Consider the following 15,472-nt stretch of genomic DNA (forward strand, 5'->3'; position numbering starts at 1 on the left):
TAAGCGTTCAGCAGACCGGTATGCGTTACGTTATCCTTTTTGGTACTGTATTGATATTATCTAATATAATATTTGATGTTTTCTAAAGCTCGTTTTTGAGAGTTTGTTTTTTACGGATTTAAATCATTGTTTCATTCATCTCCTTGTGGATTAATTTTTAAAGTTCACAAGGTTTGATTGTGTTTTTAATTAATTGCACGCATCGGTTTTATTTTTTCTTTACACGAAATACAGAATGCATTATACACTCATAAAGTGTGTTTTGTAACTATTCTCTTATAGGTGGTTTTGGCGTAGAGCTTTTGCCAAATTTATTGGGATAATTCATTGCACAGTTCAGATGAGCATGAGGCATGTTCTTTTGTTACACTTTTCGTATTTTTGAGGTGTGCAATGGGGTGTTTTGTAAGTGCTTTTGTTTTTAATGAGAGGGGAAGGAAAGTTTCGAGGGAACTATGATTAAAGTTTTTAGAAATCATGTATGTTTATGTGCTTGTACAACAGCTATCCTCTCTTTGCTTCAAAATGGAAGAGAAGTGTATGCCGCTACAGAGGAGGTCGGTAAACCTTATGTTATAACTGTTACTCCGATTAACGGTATTAGTGTTACTTCTGGTCCTCATCTTAGTGGGAGTAATGCGTATAAGCCTCCCTTTAGTGGAGAGAGTGGGCAGAATTATTATCCTCCTAATATGATTCCTGTTGGCAATAACGATGAGGGTATTCGTGGGGGAAGTGATTATCGTGGGTTGAGTGGAATGGAGGGATCGAATAATGGTCATATAGATAACTCTGTTAAAGATGCAGGCTTTGATGAAAGAGGTATAAAGCGTGGGTTTTATTACTATGATGGGTTGTATTATATATGCGATAATTGCAGGGAATCCAAAATTGATAATAAATCTTATAGGATTACAAATAAGAACGTTTCCAATTATCCTGATGATCCTACTGCTATAACGGTAAAAGGAATAGGCACAAGGGTTAGTGGGGAGGATGTAACGGTTAGTAGTCAAGTTGCTGATAAAACTTTTCTAGTGGGGGTGCATGTATTAGAGAACGGTAAGATTGTTTTGGAAGATCCGATTATCAAAAATACAGTTATAGCCCTTCGTGCGAGTGATGGAGTGATTGAGGTAAAAAATGGAAAAATTAAGGAAAGTCATGAGGGTGTTGATGCAACAGAGAATTCGTTTGTTCTTTTAGAGGATACAGAAATTAAGACAGCTAATGGGAATGCAAGTCTTTTAAGTTATGATCATTCAGAAATTTGGATGTCAGGTGGATCAGTTGATTTTATGAACAGCCATGGGATTTCTTCGATGTTAGGTGGAAAAGTAAATCTCGAGAATGTTAAAATTACTGGGAAGGGTGATAAAGGTAAGGATCGTGCGGTTGTGCATATGGATTTAGGGGGGGCTGTTAATTTAGAGGGTAATATTGTTAGTACTGGTGGGGGTATCCATGGCATATTATTAGAAAATATAGTCAATTCTATTCCTCTTCAGGAAGTTAAAGATTTATCAAATGAGGATTCTGATTCAAAGATTCCTGTGACTGAAGTTAATATGAAATCCTCTTCTGTTACCGTAAATGGTAAGGGATCTTATGGTATCTATTTTCGGGGAGAGAAGCCATGGAGTGAAGGTGGGGATAAAAAAGAAGAAATTTCATCAGAGGAAGAAAAAGTTCCACCACGATTAGAAGTTGTTAATTTGGATAAAACAGAGTTTTCTGTTTTAGACGATGCGGCTCTTTATGGTAAAAACATGATTTCTGGTGCGGTGGGGTTGGTACACAGCACTCTTCGTTCAGGGAATTTTTTATTAAAAGCTGAGGAAGGTGCTTCTATAACAGTTTTGGCGGATGCTTCTACTCTTGAGGGTCGCACACACGTTGATAAAGACTCTAATGCTGAGCTTTATTTGGGAGGCCGTTCTAAATGGATTTTACAACAACCGTTGCAAAAAGATCAACACGAGGCTGCACATGATTCTTCTATTTCACTCGTGAGTCTTATGGATGAGAGCTCTATTAATTTTAAAAGACACGAATCTTCTTCTGTTGATGATTATCAAACCCTTCGTATTGGAAAGGGAAAGGGTGAAGTTTATAGAGTACGGGATGGTGCCTCTATTTCCCTTAATACATATCTGAATAGTGGTGGTGCTCTTAATCATCAAAAGACGGATCGTGTTTTAATTCATGGTGATGTTTCGGGAAAAACAAAGCTCCAAGTGCATGGAGTTGCAGGAAGTCCAGGAGGATATACGGGAAAGGGGGGGAATGCTGAAGGTATTTCAGTCATTCAGGTTTCTGGACAAGCAAAGCAAGATTCTTTTCAGTTGGAAGGTGGTTATGTAGCCTTAAACGAATTACCTTATCAGTATAAGCTTTATAGTTATGGTCCAGAATCTGAGTTTGGAAAAGCAAGTATGGATCAGAGATTAGTTGAAGGTAACGGGGAATTTTGGGATTTTCGCCTTGAAAGTAGGTCTATAGATTCTGATGTTCAACCTAAACCAGATCCTTCTCCTAAGCCAATTCCGGGACCAGAACCTTCTCCAGAACCAGCTCCGGAGCCTCATCCTCGTCCTAAGCCGGGCGTTAAGGCTGTTGTTCCGCAGGTTCCGACTTATCTCCTTTTGCCTAATGCCTTACGTCATATTGGTTTGATGAATGTTAACAATCAAAATAAGCGGTTAGAAGCTTTGCGAATTACTTCTGGGGGCTTATTAGAAAGTCGTGAAAATCCTCTCTTTTTTGTGAGCGGTTATGGCGGCAATCATCGTTATACTTCAAATCTTTCCACGCTTGAATATGGTTATGGCGGCGAGTTTGATTATAATGCACTAGAGGCAGGTGTTTTGCTGAAAGCAATCGAAAATATGTATGGTTCCACTTCTTTTGGAGTTATCGGGGCTTACGAGAGATTTTCTTTGCAACCTTTGAATGTTGAGCAGAGTCAAAAAAGTACATTTGATAAATGGTCAGTTACGGCATATGGTGGTATGCAGCATGATGCAGGTTTTTACGTTGATGGTCTTGTGTCTTACGGCTTGTTTAAAGGTGATGTTCTAACAACTGCACGTGGCAAGACGGCAACATTAAAGGGTTTCCCTTTAAGTGCTTCATTGACTGCTGGTAAAACGTTTATGGTGGGGGAAGACGGTTTTGTTTTTGATCCGCAAGTTCAGGTTGTTTATCAATATCTTCAATTTAATAAGGTGCGTGATGTGGATGGCTTTGATATTGATTTAGGAAAGCTTCATCAGTGGGTAGGGCGTGTTGGAGGGCGTTTAACAAAGAGGCTGGTTGCTACTGATGAGGCTCAGGTTGTTTCTTTCTATGGCAAGCTTCATCTTGCTCATGGTTTTGAAGGAAAACAATTTGTGCATTTTAAAGATGCTTTCCAGCTAGGTGCTTTTGGTTCTTCATTAGAAACAGGATTAGGTTTTAATGCCCAATTGTCTCAAAAATTTGCGCTTTACGGCGATTTGGTTTATCAGCACAAACTAACGAAGGCTGGTTTTTCTGGAACGAGTTTTTCAGGTGGATTGCGTTATCATTTCTAGTGTTGTTCCTGTTTTTGATTAATCTTTCAAAAAGCCACAAGTTGTACTTGTGGCTTTTCTCATTATCTATTCATCTTGTGTTATAGCATTTTTACGAGAGTATGACTTTGCATATCTTTAATATGCTTTTAGGTTGGACTTCTTTCATTTTTTTGAAAAGTCTGAAGAGTTTGTACGTTATTGTTTCAAAACGCGTATTTCAGAGTGATTATTATATTATTTATAATATTTTGATTTATAAAGATATTTTTAATTTAGGGTGCTGAAATATTTTCAAGGATTTTATGATGAATCCATAAAAAGCATTCCTTTGTCTATTATATGTAAAATTGGCAGGTGGATAATCATTTAAGAAAGGAGTCAATATAATTTGGGGAATTATATTAAGAGGAGAGGATTTACAATATTAGAAATTAGCAAAGACAAAGATGCTACTCAGGCACAATGAGGGCTGTATCCGATGAACTTGATATTATATCCGCTGTCGTTGTGAAATGGGGATGGAAAAAATGAGAGATATCTGAGAAAATTGGTGAATGAGAAACATAATGACGTATTGTTTTTTGAAAGTGTGTTTTCTTTAAATGCATAAATAAAAAGATGAAGTCATGTGTCATCTTCACTTTTTAAAATATGGCTCTGAATGTTTTTGAATATTGTAAAGTTGAATTAAAAGGAAAAGGTAAAATCGGAACTGATTTTTACACGTTCCTACTTTTTATTAGACTGTCTTACCATGAAGATTGCCTAAAAGGCATATGTGAACTCTTGTTTCTCAATTTTGGCATATGTTTTGTCTGCTTACAGAGTGTACACTGTTTCAATATAATATTATCGTAAGGATGTTGATTATATCCGTTTTGGCGGTGATTAGACGGCAGTTAAAGTAGGTGTTCTTAATGCATGTCAACTGACTAAGGGTGTTTTTGACTAACAACGTTAAAGGTGATTTTTCTGTCGTTCTTCAGTTATATTTTTGCAAATTCTTTGTAAAAGCGACAGATTTAGATTGTATTTTCGAGTAATTTTTTTATTCCATATTTACATAAAACACAAAAAATATTAATAAACTCACGATATTAAAACCTAAACGTATTAAATATTTTTCTTTTGGTTAAGTTTTTTGATACGTTATGTATAGATCTTAGTAAGAAGAGGGGGGATTATGGTGGAATTATGGTCAATCTATTTAAAAATCGCTTCTCCTTATGTACTTTTACAACGGCACTTCTTTTTTTGACACACAATGTTGGTGTTTTTGCACGCAATGCTGAATCTCAGGTTATCTCTGGAAAAAAGCAGTCTTCATGTGATCAGAATGCAGCATTTTATCAGTGTTCTGATGGTGGAGCGCACGAAATTAATAATAAAGTTTATTCGTTAATGGATAAAAATGTTAATGGTGTTCATGGAGCCATGGAGGCGTCTAAGGAAGGTACAATTATTCGTGGCAAGAATATAACTGTTAAGGGTATTTTGGATGAAAAGAATAACTCGGAAAACAATTTTTGGAAATATGGAGTAAAGGTATCAGAAGAAGCGGGCGTCTTTCTGAGCGATTCCACGTTGAGTGGGGTTTTAGTGGGGGTGGAAGCTCAAGGTGGATTCATCGTAATGTCTGGTGGATCAATTGATGCAATCAAAGTGGGGGCTTTTGCTGGAGGAAAATCTCAAAGTGGTGTTGATTTAACGAATACGCAAATTAGCCTAGGGAGAGTTGGGGTTAAAGCAGAAGAAAAAGGATATCTTATTTTAGAGGGTGTCTCTATTACCGGCAAGGGGAGTACCGGCAAGGATGATCAAGGGCTGGATGCAGGTCGTCAGGCAGCTTTTCATATATCTGAAGATGGTTATGTTCAGTTTATGAAAGGTTCTGTTGATGTTACTGATGCTCATGGGCTTTTATTGCAGGGAGATAAAGCTCCTCAGATTAATATTGGAGATTCCAATATTACAGTGAAAGGTAATGCATTTTATGGTATACACTTTGAAGGTGTGGCAGCATCAGAAGGTTCGTCAGAGGGAAAATCATTGCGCGTTGATTTGAAAAAGACGCGTTTTGTCGTTCCAGATAGTATAGCTGTTTATAGCAGTCAATCTGGAAAATCTAAAATATTTTTAAAGGAAACAAAGCTTTTTGGGGATTTGTTGCTGAAGGCTGATCGTAACTCTTCTATAGAGGTTGTTGCTGATGCTTCTGCACTTGTCGGTCAAACTCAGGTTGATAACAGTTCTAAAGTCGACCTTATCTTGGGAAATAATTCACAGTGGGCTTTATTGCAACCAAGACAGAAAAAATTACAAGATCCTAATTATAGAGGTGTTTCGTTTATTTCATCGGTACACCTTTCTAATAGTTCCATTACTTTTGAAAAACCAAAGTCCAGTACTAATCATGCATATCAAACGCTTTATATTGGAAAAGGAACAGGTATTGTTTATCAGGCTTTTGGTGATGCTTGGATTCATTTGAATGCACGTTTAAATCCTAGTGATACAAGTGATCATCAAGTAACGGATCGGCTTCTCATTCATGGTGACGTTAAGGGAAGAACTATAGTCCATATACAAGGGGTTGCGGGAGGTTTAGAAGAAAAAAACGAAAAAGCGCATAGTGTTTCAATTATTCAAGTTTATGGAGATGCATCGTATGACTCTTTTCAACTGAATGGGCAGTATGTTGCATTAAATGGCGCGCCTTATAAATATGTTCTTCGTTCTTATGGCCCAAGTGTTACTAGAGGGGAGGAGCATGTTAAACAGAGATTTGCTTTGAACGGAGGAGCATTTTGGAATTTTCGTTTAGAAAATGAATATGTTCAAACTGCTGATTATAGAGAAACTCCTATGGTTTCTCAACGTACACCTCCTGCACGTGCTTCTGTTGAGGATATTATTCCCGAATCTTCTGGTGATGTTGTTCCAGCGTCTTCTACAGATAGTCTTTCTGAAATTGAAAATGTTTCTCCGTCTCAACGAGGTGTAAGATCTGTTGTTCCTCAGGTGCCAACTTATCTACTTTTGCCGAATAGTTTGTTCCACGCTGGTTTGATAGATATCAGCAATCAAAACAAGCAGTTGGAGATAGTACGGACTAATCTTAGTGGAATGTTGCAAATTCATGAAAATTCTGCTTCATTTTTGCGTGGCTATGGTGGAAGTTATCGTTATGCCTCAGATTTATCTGCGCTTGAATATGGTTATGGGGGAGATCTAGGGTACTATGCACTAGAGACAGGTGTTTTGCTACAAACTGTTGAAAATGTTGACAGTGTTATATCCTTTGGGGTGATGGGGTCTTATGGAAAGCTTTCTCTACAACCTCGAGATGTTGCACAAAGCCAAAAAAGTACATTTGATAAATGGACTGCTACAGTTTATGGAAGTATGCAGCATGATGTAGGATTCTATGTTGATGGTTTGTTATCTTATGGTCTGTTTAAGGGAGATGTTCTGACAACTGCGCGGGGTAAAACGGCAACATTGAAGGGTAACCCTTTAAGTGTTTCCTTGATGAGTGGTCAGAAAATTGCCACAGGATATGAAGGTGTTGTTTTTGATCCACAGGTTCAGGTTGTTTATCAGCATCTTCAATTTAATGAGGCCCGCGATATTGATAATTTTAATATTGAGATGGATAAACTTGATCAATTGATGGTGCGTATGGGTGGTCGCTTGATAAAGACTCTTACTGCGTCTGAAAAAGATCGTGATGTTTCTTTTTATGGAAAGATTCATTTTGCCCATGATTTTGGAAAAGAAAGGTCTGTGCGCTTTAAAGATTCTTTCCAGTTAGGGGCTTTTGGTTCTTCTCTAGAGGCTGGATTAGGTCTTAATGCTCGCTTGTCTCAAAAATTTGCGCTTCATGGTGATTTGGTTTATCAGCATAAGTTGAGTAAAGGTGGTTTTTCTGGAATCAGTTTTTCTGGTGGATTGCGCTATCGTTTTTAGGATGATCATCTTGAGGTAAGTTGTTTAAAAAACCACAAGCATAGCTTGTGGTTTTTTATTATTTGTTTGCAACTTTTTAAATAAGTTTTTTAAAAAAATGTTTTTTTTTGCATGAGCAAGTTTGTTTCTTTTTAGAAACGAGATAAGGCTTTCTGGTTTGCAGTTTTTGCTTCTTATGCTGTTTTTCTTCTTTGAGTTTATTTTTATTAAATTCTCTTGAAATCACTGCTTTGGGGTGGAATTTTTATTTCTATCTATATTTTTACGCGTTTTTATAAATAATACAATTTTAAATTGTGATATTTTGGGATTCTGGCTTTACATAAAACATAGGGCGGATATATAAAACACAAAACGTATTTTAAATTATCACGCGCAACCAAAGTTATTAAACAGAACGCGTGTTTTTTGTTTTTAGAGAAGGGGAAGAAAGTTTGTAGAAAATTATGTTTAAAAATCATCTCTCTTTATATCATTTTACAACGGTTATTTTTTTCTTTGTATACAATACTGATGCAGGTGAGATTTCTTCTGAGAAGAAGCCATATTCATGTAACGAAAGTGCCTCATTTTATCGCTGTAATGATGGTAAAACGCATGAAATTGCCAAGAAAACTTATCAACTTACGGGTGAAAGTTCTGATGCTGCCATAGAGGCATCAGGGAAAAATACAGTCATTGAGGGAGAGGCTATAATCATTAACGGTGTTTCGAATGCACATGGACATTCAGAAACAAACGCTTGGACAACAGCTGTAAAGTCCTCAAATGGGGGAGGCGTTGCTCTATTTGATTCCATGTTAAATAACGTGTCGATAGGGGCCGATATTAATGATGAGGGAGCTTTTGAGATGCAGAATGGGGTGATTAAAGCAACCAGAATGGGGATCAGTGTTGGGGGTAAAGGGTCGTTTGTTTCTTTGACCAAGACAGAGATTAAGACATCTTCTGATGCGATAGGTCTTTTGAGTCATAATGGTGCAAAAATTTATATGAAAGGAGGAAAAATTAATTTTGCTGATGGTATTGGTGTTCAAACAGGAGGAGATGGAGAAATTAATTTAGAGGGCGTTTCTATTAGTGGGAGGGGGAAACTGGGAACAAATACAGATAATTATCGTGAAGGTTCTGCTTTTAGTATGCTTCAGGGGAAAGGCTCTCTTAATTTCCAGAAAGGAAACGTTAATGTCGACAATGTTCATGGTATTGTAGTGCAGGGGAATAACCATAATGCTGCTCATATAAAATATTCCAATATTTTTGTGAGAGGGAATGGATTTAATGGCATGCACTTTTTTTGGGAAGCTGTCTTAAATGATAAAAAAACAATTATACCTGGAAAAGGGACTGTCCATTTGACAAAGACAACTTTTATGGCTCCAGAAAGTACGGCTATTTATAGTCGAGAATTCGAAAGTTCTGTTAAACTCTTACAAAATTCAAAAATTTCTGGAGATTCACTCCTGAAAGCTGTTGAGCGTTCTAATGTAAAGATTGAGGCTGATGCTTCTACCCTTGTAGGAGGCGCACATGTTGATGAAAGTTCTACAGCTAAGATAGATTTAAAAAATGGTTCAAAGTGGATTTTATCGCGACCAAAATATGACAAATTGCAAAATTCTGATGCTTCTGGTTCTAGGTTAAAAGATTATTCTTCTATTTCATCGGTTAATCTTACGGATAGTTCTCTTGTTTTTGAAGAATTAAAATCTAAAAAAACAAATGGTTATCAGACACTTCTCATTGGAAAAGGATTTGGGACTGTCTATAAAGCGCACGGTGATGTGAATCTTTATCTTAATGCATATTTGGATAAAGGCGGAGCTCTGCAAGAGCAAAAAACTGACCGGCTTTTAATCAATGGTGATCTTGAAGGAAAAACAACAGTTCATGTTTATAAGATTCCTGGAAGTCCAGGGGCATTGACGGGAGATGGTGGTAATAATCAGGGGATTTCCATTATTCAGGTTTATGGAAAAGCCATGGAAGATTCTTTTCAGTTAAAGGGGGGGTATGTCACACTTGAAGCCTCCCCCTATCAGTATCATCTTAAGAGTTATGGTCCAGGCTCTGCTTTAGGGGCGGCAGATTCCAATCAAAGAGTGCTTAAAAACTCTGGAACATTTTGGGATTTCCGACTTGAAAGTCAATTTGTTGATTCCACTAAAGTTTTTCCTGTTCTTGATTTGGTTGTCCCCCCTTCTTCTGATGATATTCCTTCTTTTTCTAAAATTCATCCTAATATTACTGGAGGTGAGGATGGTTCTATTGATTCTAACTCTCAGCAAAAGTCTCAGGAGCCAAGTCTTTCTTCTCCTGTAGATTCTCCTGATAGGGATTCCCATCTTACGACCACACCTAATGTATCTGATGTTTTTGTACTTGAGATCCCCAATCCTCTTTCCTCTCTTGCACCTGTTGTTCCCGCTATTGCTGAATCTAATCCAGTTTCTCCACCTGCATCTGGTTCACCTGTTCCGCCGCATGTTTCACCCACTCCTTCTGTTGTTTCCCCAGTTGCATCTGGTTCACCTGTTCCGCCGCATGTTTCACCCACTCCTTCTGTTGTTTCCCCAGTTGCATCTGGTTCACCTGTTCCGTCATCTGTTTCATCCACTCCTTCTGTTGTTTCCCCAGTTGCATCTGGTTCACTTGTTCCGCCGCATGTTTCACCCGCTCCTTCTGTTGTTTCCCCAGTTGCATCTGGTTCTCTTGTTCCGCCGCATGTTTCACCCACTCCTTCTGTTGTTTCCCCAGTTGCATCTGGTTCTCTTGTTCCGCCGCATGTTTCACCCACTCCTTCTGTTGTTTCCCCAGTTGCATCTGGTTCTTCTGTTCCGCCATCTGTTTCACCCACTCCTTTTGTTGTTACTCCACCTGCGTCTGGTTCTTCTGTTCCGGCATCTGTTTTTGAGCCTTCTTCTCATTTTGAGCCAAATGTGAGAGTCGTTGTTCCACAGGTTTTGACTTATATTCTTGTGCCAAATACCTTATTTTATGCTGGATTGATGGATATCAGTAATCAAAGCAAGCAGTTGCAAGCGCTGCGAACTGTTCCTGGTCGGTTGTTGAAAAATGATGAAAATCCCGCTTTGTTTTTGCGCGGTTACGGTGGACATCATCATTATACTTCAAATTTGTCTGCATTTAAATATGGTGATTATGGCGGTGAGCTTGATTATAATGCACTAGAGGCAGGTATTTTACTCAAGAAAATCGAAAGTGCATACAGTACGACATCTTTTGGGATTATGGGAAATTATGGCAAGCTTTCTTTGCAGCCTCGAAAGGTTAAACAAAGTCAAGAAAGTATATTTGATAAATGGACAATCACAGCATATGGAAGCATGCAGCATGATACGGGTCTCTATATGGATGGTCTCTTCTCTTATGGTTTGTTTAATGGAAATGTTCTCACACTTGAGCGAGGTAAAACGGCTGCATTGAGAGGGAAGCCCTTAAGTGTTTCTTTAATTGCTGGTAAAACGTTTATGATAGGCAGCCGATATTTTATTTTTGAACCACAGGTTCAGTTTGTTTATCAAAATCTCCAGTTTCATAAGACTCGTGATATTGATAATTTTAATATTGATATGCGAAGTCCAGATCATTGGGGGATGCGTATTGGTGGGTATTTAACGAAGACACTTACATTTACTAAAGATAAAGATGCACATGTTCTCTCATTCTATGGTAAGCTTCATTTCATTCGTAGTTTTGATGATAAACAATTTGTATATTTTAAAGATGCCTTCCAGCTTGGTTCCTTTGGGACTTCTTTAGAAGCTGGATTTGGTGTTTTTTCGCAATTATCTCCCAAAATTATTTTTCATAGCGATCTGATTTATCAGCATAAATTTACGAGTGACGGCTTTTCCGGAACGCATTTTTCTGGTGGATTAAGTTATCATTTTTAATTGTATTTTTCTTTAATACATCTTTTGTGAAAGATATAAGCACAAAACATGGTTTTGTTGTGTTGTTTTTCTGATTTTTGACTTTACATATAATACAAAACAAATTATATGTAGCGGTACATAATAAGAATAATAAGTAGATGAACCAGGTGTGTCTTTTCAGTTTTTTATGAATAAAATAAAGGAAGTTTAGACTAAATTATGATTAAAGTACTAAAACGCCATGTGTGTGTTCTCTTACGACCTCTATTTCTTTCTTCGCGCACAATATAGATGTGAGTGGAGAAGATTATAACCCCTCGTGTAATTCTCTTTTTAAGTCGTATTCGTGTGATACAGTTGATGCTTCTCGTACTTTTGGAAGTCGTAATAAGTTATATATGAGTGGATTGGATAGGAGGACTACAGGTGTTATTTTTACAATACGAACTCATAACATAGTTATTAAGCCGCAAAAAAGTAAAGGGGAAAAAGGCTTTCAGGAACTGATGGAATTTTAGAATTAAAGAGATCTGAGAAGATTACATCAGCAGTGGTTGTGTCAAAAGATAATAAAACTTCTTTTAAAAAGAGTTCTATTACAGGAAATGGCGAAAAGAAAAGTGGTAGAAATGCTACGTTATCTCAATCTGTGTTTGGTGTGAAGCAGGGTGGTTCTTTCCTTTGATGAAGGTAAGATTCAGGTTTCTGCTGTTCATGGTATAGAGGCAAGTGTCTTGCTCAATGCGATTGAGGATACACATCACACTTTGAGCTTTGGAATAATGGAGAATAATGGAAAAAAACTTTCTACAACCTCAAGATGTTAAAGAAAGCAAAAAAGTACATTTGATAAATGGTCTATTACAGTATATGGCAGCATGCAGCATGATACAGGCTTTTATATAGATGTCCTTTTTTCCTATGGTTTATTTAAAGGGGATGTTCTCACGCAAGCAAGAGGCAAGACAGCAACATTGAAGGAAACACCTTTGAGTGCTTCATTGATTGCGGGCAAGTCATTTACGACAGGGCATAAAGGGGTTATTTTTGATCCGCAGGTTTAGGTTATTTATCAAAATGTGCGGTTTGATAAGGCGTCTGATATTGATGGTTTTGAGATTGAGATGGGAAAACTTGATTTATGGGTGATGCGTGTTGGTGGTCTTTAAGAAAGATGCTTGCTGCTTCTGAAGAGGCTCTTGTTGTTTCTTTCAATTGCGAGCTTCAGCTTGCCATTAGTTTTAGAGGAAAACAACGTGTGCGGTTTGGAGATGAATTCCAATAAGGGCTTTTGGCTCTTCTCTAGAAACTGGAATGGGATTGAAGGCTCAGTTGTCTTCAAACTTTGCTTTGCATGGAGATGTAACTTATCAGCATTGCCTTAGAAAAGGTGGTTTTTCAGGGATTATTTTTTCAGGCGGTTTATACTATCGTTTTTAGGTGCCTATGAAATATAGAGTAATTTTTACATAAGTTATAGAGTGTTTTATGAAGTATAAAGTGATTATTTAAGTTTTATACTTGCTATTTTTAGTGTGTTTAACTTAATGTTATGGGGAATGTTTTTTATTTTTAACTAACAGGGGGAGAAAGGCAAATTGGGAATAAAGTTATGGTTAATGTATTAAGCGGGTATAGATTTTTATTTATTACAACGGCTATTGTTTCTTTTTTGCCAATCGTGAGTGTTAATGCGAATCCTAATAATTTAGGAACTTCCTGTAATGTATCAGAGAGTTTTTTTACATATAGCGATAGTAAAAAACATACGATAAGTAATAAAAATTATACTCCTTCTGTCTCTTCTCTAGATGATTTTGTTGCTGTCTTCTCTATAGAAAAAGAGGGAACTGTTTTAAATTTATTAGAGACAAATATTATCTCGCATAGGCCAAAGCAGATGTTTTTATATAGTGCATCTGTAAAAGATGATGGCAAGCTTGTTCTAACCAATTCAAATATTAAGGATATGTCCGGTTTTCGTGTTCAGAACGGGCAAGTTGTGATGAATAGAGGGAAGATTGAAGGTAGTTTGCAAGCTGTATGTGCAGAAGGAAAAAAACCGATATTGCTTTAGTGAGTGTAAATATTGATATTGTATCAGATAATTTGAATGCAAAAGGGATTGGATTTGTTAGTAGTTCTGATGCATTCGTTAGGATGTCAGGCAGTACTATTACTTTTAATGAGATTGGTGCGTTTTCAACACAATTTGGGGGAAAATATCTTATTGATACAACCAATATTCAGGGCAAAGGTAAGAAACACACGATTGTAGTTGATAATGAAACTATTGATGAATTTCCAAGAGCTTTTGACATATCACAGGGTGGTAATGTTCATTTGCGTGGTGATTCTATTCAGCTGACTGATATGCATGGCTTCTTGATTACGAATTTTGCAGGTTATGCAGATGCTGAAGGTAAATTGATTCAAGAATACGCTTCATCAAATGCGTTTAAAAAGACAAATATTAAGATTGAAGGTACAGAAATTTCTGTTCAGGGTGAGGGAGTATACGGTCTGTATTTTTATGGATTAGGCCCAGATGTATGGGGTGATATGTTTAAGGTAGGGAGTGAAAAACTTTCAAAAGTAGAAAAAATTGTTTGGGGTGAAGCATCTTTGCATTTGTCACAGACAACTTTTTCAGTTCCCGATGGTATTGCCATTTATAGTACGGGAGATGATATTTATGGAGCTGAAGCTACCATTGAATTAACAGAAAGGACAAAGATCTCTGGTGATTTATTGTTAAAGGCTCAAAATAATTCTTCTCTATTGGTGAAAGCAAAGGATTCTATCCTTACAGGGGGTATTCGTGTTGAGGATGCATCAACTGTTCACTTAGAATTAACAAATGGCTCTGCATGGTATCTCACCAAAAGAAAACATACAGATTTACTGGAATCTCTTCCTGTAGATTCATTACTTTCGTCTATAAGCATTTCTGATAGCACAATTTTTTTTGATAAATTTATATCTCAAGATTATCAAACGCTATATATTGGAAAAGTATATATTGAGAAAGGAAGTAATCTAAATGACATAAATCCAATAGAGGGGATACAATATGATAAAGAAGCCTATAATGCAAAGGGAAATGTGCAGATTAAGATGAGTGCGTTTGTGAATAATGACGGCTCGTTTAATCCTCAAAAAACTGATCGTATTTTGATCTACGGGAATGTTTTGGGAAGTACACTGCTCATGATGGAGAAATTTTCCAAAACCTTAGAAGAAGAAGCTGGCAATAAAGGAAGTCAAAGTATTTCACTTGTTCAAGTTGCTGGGACAGCAGAGGAAAGTTCTTTTAAGTTAGCCAATAGTTATACTACGGTGAATGGATTTCCTTATCAATATAAACTTCGTGTCTATGGTCCAAGTTCTTCTTCTGGAAATGCAGATCCAAAGAATAGATTGGTTGTTGGAGAAGGGGATTTTTGGGATTTTCGTCTCGAAAGTGTTTACATTGGTCCTGAATTAGATTCTTCTGAAACTGCTTCTAAGCCAACATCTACAGTTTTACCTCCTCAATCTGAAGAAGAGACGGTTCCTTCTAAACGACCAACAGAGACTATTTCACCTGAACAACCCCCTTCTGTTGAGCCTCCACTTATACCATCTACACCTTCTTTGCCTGAAGGATCTGAACCGTCTGAAATATTTATCCCTACGGATTCGACGCTGACTCCTTCTGCACCAGTTCCGTCTGAGCCTCCCTCTGTACCAACAGTTCCGGAGGCTCCTTCTGCTGTGCAACCTATGCCTGCACCGTTTGTTCCAGTTGAAGATTCTACTAATGATGTTCTGCCATCTGAGCCCTCTGCTCCGGAGGACACTTCATCTCTGGATACTGTTTCTCCTCCTTCTGCCCCTGTTGAACCAAAGCCTTCTCAGTCCTCTGATGCTTTGGAACCTTCATCTAATCTCTCTATACCGCTTGATGTTCCGCCTGAGCTAGGTATTAGAGCGGTTGTTCCACAGGTTCCAACTTATCTTCTTTTGCCAAATGCCTTATTTCATGCTGGTTTAGTGGATATGACC

Annotated in this window: 4 protein-coding genes and 2 pseudogenes; all 6 read left to right on the plus strand. The window is 37.4% G+C overall.

Annotation, left to right across the window (positions count from 1 at the left end; translation table 11 throughout):
* The first annotated feature begins 455 nt into the window (after positions 1–455).
* Positions 456–3,575, plus strand: coding sequence for an autotransporter outer membrane beta-barrel domain-containing protein (locus ACFIMM_RS04560; RefSeq protein ID WP_375668571.1), 3,120 nt, complete (start codon positions 456–458; stop codon positions 3,573–3,575).
* Positions 3,576–4,751: 1,176 nt separating this feature from the next.
* Positions 4,752–7,526: an autotransporter outer membrane beta-barrel domain-containing protein gene (locus ACFIMM_RS04565; RefSeq protein ID WP_375621644.1), complete on the plus strand. Its 2,775-nt coding sequence runs from the start codon at positions 4,752–4,754 to the stop codon at positions 7,524–7,526.
* Positions 7,527–7,972: 446 nt separating this feature from the next.
* Positions 7,973–11,443, plus strand: a complete 3,471-nt coding sequence (locus ACFIMM_RS04570; RefSeq protein WP_375692639.1) for an autotransporter outer membrane beta-barrel domain-containing protein — start codon at positions 7,973–7,975, stop codon at positions 11,441–11,443.
* Positions 11,444–12,138: 695 nt separating this feature from the next.
* Positions 12,139–12,865, plus strand: a pseudogene (locus ACFIMM_RS04575) (autotransporter outer membrane beta-barrel domain-containing protein); the annotation flags it as partial.
* Between the two features lie 172 nt (positions 12,866–13,037).
* Positions 13,038–13,502 carry a hypothetical protein gene (locus ACFIMM_RS04580; protein ID WP_375692640.1) on the plus strand — a complete coding sequence of 155 codons (465 nt, stop codon included), beginning with the start codon at positions 13,038–13,040 and terminating at the stop codon, positions 13,500–13,502.
* A pseudogene (locus tag ACFIMM_RS04585) lies at positions 13,469–15,472 on the plus strand (autotransporter outer membrane beta-barrel domain-containing protein); the annotation flags it as partial. The gene ACFIMM_RS04580 and the pseudogene ACFIMM_RS04585, both read left to right, overlap by 34 nt.

Origin of the sequence: Bartonella sp. AP258QHHD (assembly GCF_042196145.1) — a bacterium.
GTDB lineage: Bacteria > Pseudomonadota > Alphaproteobacteria > Rhizobiales > Rhizobiaceae > Bartonella.